Annotated in this window: 13 protein-coding genes and 1 pseudogene; 12 read left to right on the plus strand and 2 right to left on the minus strand. The window is 37.9% G+C overall.

Annotated elements, in window-relative coordinates:
* Positions 1–2 precede the first annotated feature (2 nt).
* A pseudogene (locus tag WA249_RS10690) lies at positions 3–653 on the plus strand (isochorismatase family protein); the annotation flags it as partial.
* Positions 654–683: 30 nt separating this feature from the next.
* Positions 684–872 carry a phosphopantetheine-binding protein gene (locus WA249_RS10695; protein WP_235823111.1) on the plus strand — a complete coding sequence of 63 codons (189 nt, stop codon included), beginning with the start codon at positions 684–686 and terminating at the stop codon, positions 870–872.
* 55 nt (positions 873–927) lie between these two features.
* Here the strand turns inward: WA249_RS10695 and WA249_RS10700 are convergent, their stop codons facing one another.
* Entirely contained in the window at positions 928–4,089 is a 3,162-nt protein-coding gene (locus tag WA249_RS10700; protein WP_336168600.1) for a multidrug efflux RND transporter permease subunit, read from the minus strand.
* A 217-nt stretch (positions 4,090–4,306) separates the two neighbouring features.
* Between WA249_RS10700 and WA249_RS10705 the strand changes: the two genes are divergently transcribed.
* Both WA249_RS10705 and WA249_RS10710 read left to right on the plus strand, forming a co-directional pair.
* The gene (locus WA249_RS10705) at positions 4,307–6,268 is read left to right on the plus strand and encodes a TonB-dependent receptor plug domain-containing protein (protein ID WP_336168602.1); all 1,962 of its coding nucleotides are present in this window, start codon (positions 4,307–4,309) and stop codon (positions 6,266–6,268) included.
* Positions 6,269–6,406: 138 nt separating this feature from the next.
* On the plus strand, positions 6,407–6,808 hold the full coding sequence (locus WA249_RS10710) for a transcriptional repressor (RefSeq protein ID WP_199988094.1): 402 nt from the start codon (positions 6,407–6,409) through the stop codon (positions 6,806–6,808).
* A gap of 54 nt (positions 6,809–6,862) precedes the next feature.
* Here WA249_RS10710 and WA249_RS10715 read toward each other — a convergent pair whose 3' ends face one another.
* A complete protein-coding gene (locus tag WA249_RS10715) occupies positions 6,863–8,644 on the minus strand; it encodes a bifunctional metallophosphatase/5'-nucleotidase (RefSeq protein ID WP_336168605.1) in 1,782 nt (593 codons plus the stop codon).
* A gap of 247 nt (positions 8,645–8,891) precedes the next feature.
* Between WA249_RS10715 and pqqA the strand changes: the two genes are divergently transcribed.
* The 8 genes from pqqA to WA249_RS10755 all read left to right on the plus strand — a co-directional run bounded on the left by pqqA (position 8,892) and on the right by WA249_RS10755 (position 14,447).
* Positions 8,892–8,966: a pyrroloquinoline quinone precursor peptide PqqA gene (gene pqqA / locus WA249_RS10720; protein WP_001982218.1), complete on the plus strand. Its 75-nt coding sequence runs from the start codon at positions 8,892–8,894 to the stop codon at positions 8,964–8,966.
* Positions 8,967–9,042: 76 nt separating this feature from the next.
* Positions 9,043–9,954 (plus strand): pyrroloquinoline quinone biosynthesis protein PqqB, encoded by a 912-nt coding sequence (pqqB, locus tag WA249_RS10725; protein WP_336168607.1) that lies wholly within the window; start codon positions 9,043–9,045, stop codon positions 9,952–9,954.
* Between the two features lie 8 nt (positions 9,955–9,962).
* Positions 9,963–10,721, plus strand: coding sequence for a pyrroloquinoline-quinone synthase PqqC (gene pqqC / locus WA249_RS10730; RefSeq protein ID WP_336168609.1), 759 nt, complete (start codon positions 9,963–9,965; stop codon positions 10,719–10,721).
* Positions 10,718–11,002 (plus strand): pyrroloquinoline quinone biosynthesis peptide chaperone PqqD, encoded by a 285-nt coding sequence (gene pqqD, locus WA249_RS10735; RefSeq protein WP_004792407.1) that lies wholly within the window; start codon positions 10,718–10,720, stop codon positions 11,000–11,002. Before pqqC ends, pqqD begins: the two co-directional genes overlap by 4 nt.
* On the plus strand, positions 10,999–12,153 hold the full coding sequence (pqqE, locus tag WA249_RS10740) for a pyrroloquinoline quinone biosynthesis protein PqqE (protein ID WP_336168610.1): 1,155 nt from the start codon (positions 10,999–11,001) through the stop codon (positions 12,151–12,153). The genes pqqD and pqqE overlap by 4 nt, the downstream gene beginning before the upstream one ends.
* 18 nt (positions 12,154–12,171) lie before the next feature.
* On the plus strand, positions 12,172–13,224 hold the full coding sequence (locus WA249_RS10745) for a dipeptidase (protein ID WP_336168612.1): 1,053 nt from the start codon (positions 12,172–12,174) through the stop codon (positions 13,222–13,224).
* 575 nt (positions 13,225–13,799) lie between these two features.
* The gene (locus WA249_RS10750) at positions 13,800–13,976 is read left to right on the plus strand and encodes a hypothetical protein (RefSeq protein WP_336168614.1); all 177 of its coding nucleotides are present in this window, start codon (positions 13,800–13,802) and stop codon (positions 13,974–13,976) included.
* 234 nt (positions 13,977–14,210) lie between these two features.
* On the plus strand, positions 14,211–14,447 hold the full coding sequence (locus tag WA249_RS10755; protein WP_336168616.1) for a hypothetical protein: 237 nt from the start codon (positions 14,211–14,213) through the stop codon (positions 14,445–14,447).
* The last annotated feature ends 164 nt before the right edge of the window (positions 14,448–14,611 follow it).

The raw sequence follows: 14,611 nt of genomic DNA on the forward strand, positions 1-14,611 counted from the left end.
TAATGAGTATTCCTAAAATTGCCAGTTACAGCATGCCACAAGCGCACGAATTTACAGCAAATAAAACACATTGGCAGCTCCATACCAACCGTGCTGTTTTATTGGTACATGATATGCAGCAATATTTTTTAGATTTTTATGATCAAACTCAAGCACCTATTCCAGAGTTAATTAAAAATACCAAAGAACTGATTGAAACTGCCCGTAAGTTTAATATCCCTGTGGTCTATACCGCACAGCCCGGTAACCAGACATCTGAACACCGCCAGTTATTAACCGACTTTTGGGGGAATGGCCTAAAAGATGATCCAGAAATCACTCAAATTTTGTCAGAAATTACGCCTCAGAAAAATGATACTGTTTTAACAAAATGGCGTTATAGCGCATTTAAGTTTTCTCCACTCGAACAACTTATGAGTGAGTCAAACCGCGATCAGCTCATCATTTGTGGTGTTTATGCTCATATTGGCTGCCTCATGAGCGCAGCAGAAGCTTTCATGCTAAATATTCAACCATTTTTATGTGGTGATGCACTTGCTGACTTTAGCCGTGAAGAACACGATATGGCTTTAAAATATACAAGTACACGTTGTGGGCAAGTCATGACAACTCAGCAAGTCACACGAGCTTGGGCGCTTGAACAAGCTGCATCACCACTTACTGAAGAAGGTATTGTTTTAGCAGTGAGTGAACAACTTCAGATTCCTGCATCAGATATTCAGTTAAATGATGATTTACTCATGCTTGGACTTGATTCGGTACGCCTCATGACATTAGTGGGTAAATGGCAAGCTTACGGCGCACAGGTAAGTTTTGAAGATTTAGCTGAACAACCAACTCTAGAAGTTTGGATTGATAAGCTAGTCGCTTAAATTGAAAGAATAAAAAATGGCAGATTTAATATCTGCCATTTTTTTATTTTAACAATTAGAAAGAGGTATTATCTTTTTTAATACGGCTATTAAATCTTAAAGTTCGACTCAACCATGGTTTGCTCATTGACCACTGAAAACTCGGTAAACTATGAACTACAACAAAGAAAAACACAGTAAATAGCGGCACTAGTAAAGTACCAAACACGACACTACCAAATACGCTCATGCCAATTTCATATCTGCTCGCAGCACCTGCACCAATTGCGAAAATTAAAGGAACCACACCGGCCCCAAAGGCAAGAGATGTCATCAAAATCGGACGTAAACGTAGCTTTAATGCTTCACTTGCTGCATCGATTTTACTTTTCCCTTGTTTGAGTGCTTGAGTCGCAAACTCAACAATGAGAATCGCATTTTTACAAGACAGGCCAATACCCGTTAATAGAGCAATTTGAAAATAAACATCATTAGGTAACTTAAACATCCAAGCAAAAATAATAGTACCCGTAATTCCTAAAGGTAAACCTAATAAAATAATAAATGGGACTTTCCAACTTTCATATAAGGCTGCCAAGCATAAGAAAATAAACAAAATAGAAATGACATATAAAAAGATAGCCTGCCGATTAGACTGCTGCTCTTGTAGTGAAAGTCCGCTCCATGCGACATCTACACCAGATTGTTTAGCAACCATATCAGTAAGTTCTTGCATGGCTTGTCCTGAACTAAAGCCCGGACTGATATTCGCTTCAAGTTGTATGGCAGCTAATCCCATAAAGCGAGTTAAAGCTTCCGGCCCGCCAGTCCACTGACTTTGAGCAAAATGGGCGAGGGAAAGCATTCCTCCTGTATTGTTTCGCACATGCCAGTAAGCTAAATCTTCGGGTTTAGAGCGAAATTCAGAGTCACCTTGCATAATAATTCTTTTAATTCGGCCTCTTTCCACAAAATCGCCAACATAGTTTCCACCCCAAGCAGTCGATAGTGTTGAACGAATTGCTTGTTGATCAATTCCCAGCATTTTGGCTTTATTTTGATCGAGCTGAATAAATATTTCGGCTTTATTTTCACTCACAAGGGGACTTAAATTTTCAAAGGCCGAATAATTCTGAGACTCTTTTTCTAGGGCTTTATATTGTTTGATTAATTCATCACGCCCTTGACCATTTACATCTCTAAGCCAAAGTTCTAATGCATCAGACTGCCCCAAACCAGATACACTTGGTGGCATTCCTACCATGACTTTAGCTGGCAAGTTTTTTTGTAAATATGCTTGGGCACGTTCACGAATAGCACTCGCCGTATTGGCTTCTCCTTTACGTTCATTCCAATGTTTAAGCGAAACAAAGGCCATACCTAAATTTGGACCGCTCCCTGAAAAGTTTTGTCCATTCACGACCAGTACGGTATTAATATTTTTGCCTTCATGTTCAAAGAAATAATTATTGACGAGTCTTCCAATTTCTTCGGTTTGGCTCATTGAAGCACTGTTATGCAAACTATAGGGAACAGCAAGTAATCCTTGATCTTCATTTGGAATAAAGCTTGTAGGCAAACTGCGATAAATCATAAATAAAATAACAGCAATGCCTACAACCAATAGACTGGAAAATACTTTAAACTGGATTAAACGAACAGATAAAAAACTAAAAGCTGATCTGACTTTTTGAAGAGCAAGCTCAAGCATTTGTCCCCATTTTGGTTTTTTATTATGTTTTTTTAATAAAACTGCGCACATTGCAGGTGTAATGGTCATGGCTACAAATAGCGATAACAACATGGCTGCTGCTAATGTAATAGAGAACTGACGGTAAATCATACCCGTCGAACCACTAAAAAAAGCCATTGGAATAAATACCGCAGTTAAGACCAGCGTAATACCCACCAATGCACCGCTAATCTCTTGCATCGACATTAAACAAGCTTCACGTACACTTAGCTGTTGTTCGTGCATAAGCCGTTCAACATTTTCCACGACTACAATCGTATCATCAACCAATAACCCAATCGCTAAAACTAGAGCAAATAGCGTAAGCGTATTAATGCTCATTCCAAATAAATACAACACCACAAATGTGCCACTAATGACGATGGGAACCGTAATGGTTGGAATAAGAGTTGCGCGCCAATTTTGTAAAAAGAGATACATCACAATAACAACAAGCACAATCGCTTCAAGCAAAGTGATTATGACCTGCTTAATTGATTCTTCAATAAATGGTGTATTGTCTCGTGGATAAACGACTTTATATCCCGCTGGTAAATGCTGGCTAAGCTGAGCCATTTTTTCTTTAATAAGAGCAGAAGACTCGATTGCATTGGCATCAGGGCTTAGAGAAATCCCTAAACCTGCCGATGGGTAGCCATTAAGCGTATTAATACTTTCGTAATTTTCTGCCCCTAATTCAACTCTCGCGACATCTTTTAAATAAACAAGGCTACCGTCAACATTTGCTTTAACCACCACCGATTTAAAGTCATCTATTGTTTTTAAACGCGAACCTGCTTTTACTTTTGCATAAATATTTTGGTCAGCAGCAGAGGGCATTGCACCAATCGAACCCGCAGCAATTTGGGTATTATAATCTTCGAGGGCCTTTTCAATATCACTCGGCACAAGCTGGTAATTTCTAAGTTGATTTGGATTTAACCAAATGCGCATAGCATAGCTTGAACCAAAAACATTAACTTCACCAATGCCTTGCAACTGACTTAAAGGTTGTTCAAAGTGATTCACCATATAATCAGACAAATCAATATTGCTGGTTTTACCAGTTTCATCATATAGCCCCACAATAAGTAGCATATCGCCCGTGGTTTTCCATATGTTTACGCCTTGTCTTTGAACTTCCTCAGGTAAGCGGTTTAATGCACCATTAATTCGGTTTTGTACTTGGAGCTGTGCTTTATCAATATCTGTGCCAATTTTAAAATGAATATCAATGCTACTCGTTCCAGATGATTCACTATAGGACGTAAAGTAAAGCAAATTATCCAGACCTTTTATTTGCTGCTCTAAAATTTGGGTCACGCTTTCTTCTACAGTGTCAGCAGCTGCACCACGGTAGTTCGCCACCACAGAAACACTCGGTGGAGCAAGGTTTGGATAGCGTTCGACAGGCATGGCTAAAGTGGCAAGAAAACCAAAAATAAGAATAGTGATTGCAATGACAGAAACAAATATAGGGTGATAGATAAAAAATCGAGAGAGCATTGTTATGTCTACTTTAAGATTGTTTTAAATAGGTTTTTAGGCACACGAAAGTGTAATGGTAACGCTTTTTTAAAGCACAAACAATAATGATTATCATTATATAACCAATAATTATTTTTATCTTGATCCGTAAAAGTCATGCGTATATGATGCTCGGCACATCATAAATGATAATAATTATCATATGGTAATCATTATCCAGAATAAGGGCTGAGAAATGACGTTAACGAAAAAGGCGCTGGTGGTCGCCATCTCAACACTGCTTCCTTTCGCCGTTCAAGCAAATACAGATATTGAACAGCAGGGTAATAGTGAACCAGTTCAAAAACTTAAAACTATTGTGGTTTCTGCTGCATTAAAAGAACAAGACGTAGATAAAGCACCCGCATCCATTAGTGTGATCACGAGTGAAGAGATTGAACGCAGTGCAGCGCTGAGCCTTGCTGATGTTTTACAAAAACAAGCTGGGGTTTATAACTATAATAGCGGTCAAGATAAAATCGTTATACGGGGAATGCTAAATACATCAGGTAATTACACACTCATTTTACTTAATGGAAAACGCATGTCATCCAATGGTGCCATGTGGCGTGGTAATGACTTTGACTGGAGTGCAATTCCTTTAAATAGTATTGAACGTGTTGAGGTTATTCGGGGGCCAATGTCATCTCTCTATGGAGCAGATGCTATGGGTGGTGTAATCAATATTATTACCAAGAAAGCCGAAGACGGGCAGCTTCATGGTTCAGTCTTTGGGCAATATAACCGAGCCGACCGTGGGAATGGTAAAGATCAATTCCGTTACGGATTTAACTTATACGGCGGTTTAACCGACAATGTAAGTTTTACTTTGGCTGGAGATGCTTATAACCGCGATGCGTGGTATCGAAATGGCAAACCAGATCCAGATGGCGCTTACTTTGTAGAGAAAGACACCAAAAATGTAAATGGTACATTAAGTTGGAATATTAATGACCAACAAACTTTAGACCTAGATTTGGGCTATAACAATGATAAACGCCCACTTACTCAAGATGCTGCGACCTCAATTCAAGAATCGGAAATGAAGCGTACCAATGTAGGAATTGCTCATCGTGGAAAATGGGGATGGGGGAAAACAGAAGCTTATATTGGAAAAGAAACCGCTAAAATTTATGACTACGACAGCGAATATGATGCACCACAAAGTCGTAATTATAAGCAAGAAAATTTAATTGGCCGTGCTTTCGCGAATTTTGACTGGCTCATGAATAATGCGACAGCTGGTTTTGATTATAAAGATCAGAAAATTACAGATGTTGTGAGTTATATCGGTACAGGTAAAAACCAGCAAAAAAGTTACGGTGTATTTGTTCAAAACGATACCCATATTAATGATGCACTGACCTTAACTCTAGGTGGCCGTTACGACGACTTTGATGACTTTGATGGTAAATCGACTGGTAAAGCCTATTTAGCTTATCAACTAGCTGAAGGTGTTGTTTTAAAAGGTGGTGTAGGCCAAGCTTATAAAGTTCCGGCTCCTGCTCAGTTAGATATTAACTACTCAATGATTTCATGTGGTGGTAGTTGCCATATTCGAGGCAATCCAAACTTAGAACCAGAAGAAAGCACCAACTATGAAGCATCTTTAATTGTAACCCGTCCAAACTGGAATGCTGGAGTTACCGTTTTCCAAAATGATGTAAAAAACTTAATTGAAGCGATTACTTTAAGTGATGGTGACCCACGTTTAGTTGGTGATTTTAGAAAAATCTGGACCAATGTAAGCCGTGCAGAACTTAAAGGAGTTGAACTCACTGGTGGTTATGATTTCACGGATAATTTAGGCGTTAAGGCAAATGCCACTTACCTGGATGCAAAAAATAAAACTACAGGTAAAGACTTAACTGAACGACCAGAATGGCTGGCTAATGGTTCAATTTCTTGGGCACCCGTTGAAGACTTCCGTATAAATGCAGGTGTAAGCTACGTTGGTAAGCAAATGTACTCTGCAACTAAAGAATTACCAGCCTATACCACTTACGATGTGACATTTACGTCACCACTTTCACCACGTTTAACATTGGACTATGGCGTAAAAAACCTGACCGATGTTGATCTGGAAGATAAAAACAAAACCTTTAACACCAAACTTTATGGCCGCAATTACTTTGTAAAAGCGACTTATAGTTTCTAAGTTAAAACCAAGTACAAAGCCTATTCGTAGGGGAATAGGCTTTGTTTTTTATTAAACAAATATCCATAATTTTCAAACCAGTGTAGACAAAATAATTTTAAGAATTTCTATACTTTTCAACATTAAGGCTAATTAATCATGACGGCAACTTCAAAATCATTATTAAATGGACTACCCATAAAAAAATCGAGAATACAGGTTTTTGAAATTTTAAATCAAAATCCACAAGGCTTAAGCGCAGTGAGCATTTATGCACAAATTAAAAATGAACATAAAATTACGCTCGGAACGATTTACCGAATTTTATCGGAGTTTGAAAATCGTAAACTCGTCAAAAGAGTGTTTTTGGGAAAAAGTAAAAGTATCTATAAGCTTAGAAAAGATAAAATGAGCTGTAACTTGATTTGTCTAAAAACCGCAGAAGCAACTAGTTATGAACATGAAAAAGTGAAAGAGCTACTGCATGAAGTCATAGATGTCATTTTTGCGAATACAGGGACTAATATTAGTAGCATTGAACTTAATCTCTATACAGAATAAAAGTTCAGATAGAAAAAAGGACAGCCTAAACTGTCCTTTATTTTATCAAATTTGCTATTTGAGGACTTTAATTCTAGTCGTAGCCGGAATAATTAACGGTGAATTCTTAGCGACATAGCTCTCAAAGGCATCAATATCTTGACCACCACCGACACGGTTTTGACCATCTTTTAATACCGTAAAGTTGTCACCGCCATCTGCTAAGAAGCTATTGACTGTGACACGGTATACCTTAGTGTCAACTAAGGGTGAACCTGCAACCATGATGTTGCTTGCTCGTGGTGAAACAGTAGCATTTGCCGCATATTGATAACTTAACTCTTTAGACGGCTGTAAAATTTTAGCTGAGTTTGCATTTGCACCAGACCACTGCTGTTCAAGGACATCTCTAATTTGCTTGCCAGTTAGGCTCAAAGTCACAATAGAGTTACCAAAAGGTTGAACCGCAAAAACATCGCCAAAGGTAATCTGGTTACTACTATTAATCAGTAGGTCGGCACGTACACCACCTGGGTTCATTAAGGTAAAGTCAGAGCCTTGGTTACTTGCTTTTAAGGCAAACGCTTGCTGAGCATCGGCAATCATATCACCTAATGGACTTTCGCCACTTTCGACTTGAGTACGACTCACCACAGCAGTTGCAGTTCCAACCACACGACTTGAAATGGAGGTCACTGCTTGGCGGTATTTGTCTAAAATTGCTTCAATGCTTGGGGTCTTACTAAATTTTTGATATAGATCTGTAAGGCTTACAGTAGTTGTTCCAGATGTGTAGGCTTCACTTTGGATAGGAACTTGTTTAGCATCTTTTTTAATCACATCACCAGTTTTACCATCAAGTTCAATCTTGATGTCAGTAATGAGTGTTCCGTATTGTCCAGCTGAAGTAAGTAAGAATGGTTTAGCCGGATTTTTAGTTGCATAATCACAAATATAAGATTGATGTGTATGGCCTGAAACAACAATATCAACTGCCGGATTCAACCTATCTAAAATACCTAAAATAGGTCCACTTAAACCATCACAAGTTTTTTGATTAAGTTTAGTACTCTGTGCCGCACCTTCATGTACCACAACCACAAATGCTTGAATTCCTTGTTTTTGTAACTCAGGAATTAAGGCATTTACAGTATCTGCCTCGTCACGGAACTCAACGTCTTTAATACCAGCTGCAGAAACAATGCTTGGAGTCGATTTAAGGGTTAAACCAATAAATGCAACTGGAATCCCACCATAAGTTTTGACTTTATAGGCAGGAAAGATTGTTTTGCTTGCATCATTTTTCATTGCTACGTTAGCTGCAAGGAAATTAAATTTTGCACCACTAAAATTTTTATTAATTTGGCAAGGTGCTGTACTTGTATATTGTTGACAACCGCCATTTTGCAAACGACGTAATTCATCTGTACCACGGTCAAATTCATGATTACCCACAGCATTAAAGTCAATTTGAATATCATTCATGACGTCAATGGTCGGTTCATCTAAAAATAAAGAAGAAGTGAGTGGGGACGCACTAATTAAGTCACCCGCTGAAACCACAGCATTATTCGGATTTTGCGCTCTAAGTTTCTTAATTGCGTCAGCAAAGTAACTTACACCGCCTACTGGAATACGTACTGTTTGAGATGCATCATTTGGGTTCGCTGCATCAACGTAGCGTTTAGGCGGTTCTAAATTTCCATGAAAGTCATTAAAGGCTAAAATATCGACAGTCTGGTTACTTCGTGGCGCAGATGTATTTGAGTCACTGTCATTGCTATCATTACATCCAGCCAATAACGTTACGGCCAGAGAAAGTGTTGTTACTTTAAATAGTGTTGTTAAATTTGTCATTTTTTATCATTTGATCAATTAAGATGGATAAAAAATACGCTTCTAGTATGAATGTTTGATGAAACATGCAACAAGCAAATATGTTGGAAATATTAAAATATGGACAAAAAACACAATTATCGAACAATATCTTAGCTAGCGGTGGTCTACAAACTCATTTTTTTTATTTAGAATAAATTTTTAATGACCTTATAAGATTTAATCAAGTGATTAATTTCACAAGATTAATATGAACCGGAGATAATTTATGCAATGGACTAAACCAGCTTTTACTGATTTACGCATTGGTTTTGAAGTTACGATGTACTTCGAAGCACGTTAATTCAGTTTCATCCAAATATGTCATAAGCCCTAGTCTTGTTCTAGGGCTTATCTCTTTCTAATAAGAAATTAATTTTATGTATATTTATGTTTTAGGTTCAGCTGCCGGAGGCGGGTTCCCGCAGTGGAACTGTAATTGCCCGAATTGTCATGGTGTGCGCACAGGTACAATCCAAGCCAAAGCCCGTACTCAATCATCAATTGCTGTTTCGGAAAATGGGACAGATTGGGTTTTATTAAACGCATCACCTGATATCCGTCAGCAACTTTTCGAATTTAAAGCAGCACAACCCGCGCGTAAATTGCGTGATACAGGAATAACAAACGTTATTTTAATGGACAGTCAGTTAGACCATACGACTGGGCTTTTAACCTTGCGTGAAGGTTGTCCAATGAATGTATGGTGTACAGAAATGGTTCACCAAGATTTAACGAGCGGCTTTCCAGTATTTAATATGCTCAAACACTGGAATGGTGGTCTTCAATACAATGAAATTAATCCTAAACAAGCCTTTAAAATTGATGGTTTCGAAAATTTAGAATTTTTGCCTTTAATTATTAAAAGTGCCGCGCCACCATATTCACCGCATCGAAATGACCCACATGACGGCGACAATATTGCTTTAATTATCAAAGATCATAAGACACAAAAGCAGTTATTCTATGCACCAGGTCTTGGAAAAATTGACGATCAAATCATGCAGATTATGCAGAGTTCAGACTGCGTCATGATTGATGGTACGCTTTGGACAGATGATGAAATGCAGCAAACAGGGGTTGGAACTAAAACTGGCCGTGAAATGGGGCATTTATATATTAGTGGCGAAGGTGGTTCACTGTCTTATTTAAATCAGCTAAACACACCTAAAAAAGTGCTGATTCATATTAACAATACCAATCCAATTTTAAATGAAAACTCTAGCCAATTTGCTGAGCTTAAAGCAAATAGTGTAGAAGTTGCCTATGATGGCATGCAGATTGAACTCTAAGGTGAAATATGACTCAAACACCTGAAGCTTTAACAACAGAACAATTTAAACAAGCCATTATCGATAAAGGCCAGTACTATCATATCTATCATCCATTTCACGTGATGATGTATGAAGGTCAAGCAACTCAACAGCAAATTCAGGCTTGGGTTGCAAACCGATATTACTATCAAATTAATATTCCGCTTAAAGATGCGGCCATTATGGCAAATTGCCCAGATCAGCGAGTCCGTCAAGAATGGATTCAACGCATGATCGATCAAGATGGTGAATATCCAGATGGCGGTGGTCGAGAAGCATGGTTACGCTTAGCCGAAGCTGTGGGCTTGAGTCGTGAACAAGTTATTTCTGAAGAACTGGTCTTACCAGGTGTTCGTTTTGCCGTAGATGCCTATGTGAACTTTGCACGCCGTGCTTCATGGCGTGAAGCAGCCAGTAGTTCTTTAACTGAACTTTTTGCCCCACAAATTCATCAGTCTCGACTTGATTCATGGCCGCAGCATTATCCATGGATTGATGATAAAGGCTATGAATATTTCCGTTCTCGTTTAAGTCAGGCACGTCGTGACGTTGAACATGGTTTAACAATTACGCTTGATTCATTTACGACTTTTGAGCAACAAGAACGAATGCTTGAAATATTGCAGTTTAAACTGGATATTTTATGGAGCATTCTAGATGCTTTAACACTTGCACATGTTCACAATGAAGCACCATATCACACTGTGACGAGCAAACGAGTTTGGCACAAAGGACTATTTAAATGAATAAAGAGCAGTTTGATTTAAACCTTGTGCCGACATGGCGACAGGGTTACCGTTTTCAGTTCGAGCCAGCTCAAAATGGTTTTGTGATTTTATATCCTGAAGGCATGATCAAGTTAAATGAAAGTGCAGGGGCAATTGGGCAATATATTGATGGGCAGCAAAATGTTTCTGCAATTATTGCTCAGTTAAAGCAGAAATTTGGTGATATTGCTGAGATTGATCAAGATGTAGTGGACTACATGCTGGTCGCAAAGCAGCAACACTGGATTGATTTAGTATGACAGAAGGTGTTGGCCTACCTTTATGGTTATTAGCGGAACTGACTTATCGATGTCCGCTACAATGCCCATATTGCTCAAACCCATTGGACTACGCTCAGCATAAAAATGAGCTAACCACTCAAGAGTGGTTTGATGTTTTTGATCAAGCACGTCAGATGGGTGCTGTTCAACTCGGTTTTTCGGGTGGCGAACCACTGGTACGTCAAGATTTAGAACAACTCGTTGCACATGCTCATCAGCAAGGGTTTTATACCAACTTAATTACCTCAGGTATGGGCCTTACCGAACAACGTATTGCTGATTTAAAACAAGCGGGTTTAGACCACATTCAAGTGAGCTTCCAAGCGAGTGACCCTGTGGTAAACGATGCCTTGGCAGGTTCAAAGCATGCTTTTGAACAAAAGTATGAAATGTGCCGATTGATTAAGAAATACGATTATCCAATGGTGCTTAACTTTGTTATTCATCGACATAACATTGACCAGATTGAACAAATCATTGAACTTTGCCTTGAGCTGAATGCCGATACAGTCGAGTTAGCAATTTGTCAGTTTTATGGTTGGGCTTTTTTAAACCGCCAAGGTTTATTACCCACACAAGAGCAACTGACACGTGCAGAACGGATTACCAATGAATATCGAGAAAAATTAAAAGCGCAAAATCATCCTTGCAAACTTATTTTTGTAGTGCCTGATTATTATGAAGAACGACCAAAAGCCTGTATGAATGGCTGGGGTAAAATCTTCTTTACAATTGCTCCAGATGGTATGGCACTGCCTTGCCATGCAGCACGACAATTGCCAATTTCATTTCCCAACGTCCGCGAACATAAATTGTCAGATATCTGGTATAAATCAACTGGATTTAATCATTTCCGGGGTGATGCATGGATGCCAGAAGGTTGCCGTAGTTGCCCAGATAAAGATCGTGACTTTGGTGGATGTCGTTGTCAGGCCTATATGTTGACTGGAGATGCGGCTAATGCCGATCCTGTATGTGGGAAATCGCCATATCATCAAATGATTGAACAAGCACGTACAGAAAGTCAGTTGGCTGCACCACTGCAAAATTTAGTATTCCGTAATAGTAGAAACTCTAAATCTTTAAGTGCCACACAAAATATTCCAGTCCACACGATTACAGATATATAGCAAGTAATAGGAATGCTCATGAAGCCTAGCCATATTCCAGTTTTTGATGGACATAATGATGCTTTGACACGCTTATGGCTAAGTGATCACCCAGATCCTGTACATGCTTTTATTCATGAACGATTAGCGGGTCATCTTGATCTAAAACGCTGTCAACAAGCTGGTTTTATTGGAGGAATGTTTGCGATTTTTTTACCTCCTTATGGCTATGTTCAACAGCATCATCCTAATAAGCTATTTGATCAAAATGCTTCTGATTTTACACAACAGCAAATTGAACAAATTTGTTTGGAACAACTCGATTTAGCTTACCAACTCGCTCAGCGCTCTAAAAATATTAAAATTTGCACATCAGTTCAAAATATTCAGGATTGTTTAGCAGAGCAAAAGCTAGCAATTATATTGCATATGGAAGGTGCTGAGGCTTTACAACACAACCCTGATTTACTCGATGTGTTCTATGAAAGAGGCCTGCGTAGTATTGGTCCACTCTGGAATAGACCGAGCCGCTTTGGACATGGTTTAAATGCCAAGTTTCCGCATTCGCCCGACACCGGAGCGGGTCTTACCAGCGATGGCAAAAACTTTATAAAACGCTGTGCCGATAAAAAGATGGTGATTGATGTTTCACACATGAATGAACAAGCTTTTTGGAATACGGTAGATATATTGCAGCAGCCAATTGTAGCAACGCACTCTAATGCACATGCTTTATGTCCTCAAGCACGCAATTTAACTGACCCACAACTCAAAGCAATACGGGAAAGTAAAGGTATGGTAGGCGTAAATTTTGATGTCGCGTTTTTACGATCAGATGGACAACGTAGTGCAGATACATCAATAGATGTAATTTTAGAACATTTAGAATATTTAATGGATCATTTAGGCGAAGAACATGTAGGTTTTGGTTCAGACTTTGACGGCGCACTCATTGGCACTGAACTTGAAGATGTAACGGGGCTACATCGCTTAATTGAGCGTATGCAACAGCGTGGTTACTCTAAAACACTGATTGAAAATATATGTCTTAATAATTGGATGAGGGTGCTTTATAGAGTTTTTGGTCAGTAATGAATGACTAAACAGAGTTAATCTACAGAATCATAACTGTTTTTTTATTGGCCGAAATGACTAAAAAAACACAAATAGTTTAATTGTCAACCATTCGGTATATTCACTACACTCAACCTTACTGAATGTAAGAACATTTGGTATTTCAGGTCTTTTGTGGTTTTCACATTACCCATTTCTTTATGAGAAGTAGAAATGGGTTTTTCTTATCCCAATCAAATAAACGTGATTTTCATCACAAGAATCACTAATTATTGGTAAAACCCCTCAATCCCATCTTGACTAAAAGTTCAGCATTAAATACATTTATAGTGTATTCAAAGATAATAAGATTGCTTAAAGCAATTCATAATACTGCTTAATCCTGAAATACAGTAAAAAGCCTATTCAACAAACAGAATAGGCTTTTTGCTTTGTATCAAAATTTATTTTTTTAACTATTAGGCTATTTAATTAACATAAAAATTAAATACCTTACAAAAGCGGAGCAAATGAAAGCCCTTAAATAACAAATTATATGCTATTAGTTTAAGTTGATTTCTCAAAAGTTACTCCATCAATCGAAGAGGTGCAAAATGTTAAAGTCAATTTTAGTGATAGGAACAGGTATTGCGATTGGGATGTGTGTCTACAAGAAGAAGCAGAAGAACAGTAATAGTTTTAACACGGATCACGATACTGACTCAGTAAGTAGTAAAGATAGTGCTAAAACTAAAGATGATGGCTCAGTTGATAACGCTGTACGAGTTTAGAATTAAATAAAAAGGGTTCAGAAAATGAACCCTTTAATTTTTATTAAAATCAATAATTATTTTATATAGATTAACTTAAAGATAATATTTAAATTAAATAATCACTCAACTATTCATTTAATTATTACAAAAATGTGATTAAAACAAAAAAAACACTTTCATTATTAAAATTTACATATTGTATCTGTGAAGGCTATATTATTAGCGATGCGGATAATAAAAATGGATACTAGAATGTCAAAGCGCCATATTTTAAAAGAAGTAAATGCCAAAAGTATGTGTGGTATGGAAATTGTTGTTGAACAAATTTATGAAAATATTTATGAAAAAAAAATTGTCGAAGCTGGAATAGAGCAAAATTGGTTACCACTTTCTAAAATTGTGATTTCGGATAAAGTCATTAATTTAGATCAGGATAATACCTTTGCTCACCCAAGAACAGGCAAGGTCTTTAAAGTCCTGAACTTTTAATAAGTTTGAGTTCACCAGATCACTTACACGTTATAAATAATTGAGGTGATTCCTACAGAGGTGTCGCCTCAATGTCTTTCAGTAAGAGCTGATTTTTCCCATTAACGCTTTAATTAAGAGAAATTGCATTTCATGACTCGTGATTAACTAAAAAATAGGGTAAT

Origin of the sequence: Acinetobacter sp. 161(2023), from assembly GCF_037027805.1 — a bacterium.
Lineage (GTDB): Bacteria > Pseudomonadota > Gammaproteobacteria > Pseudomonadales > Moraxellaceae > Acinetobacter.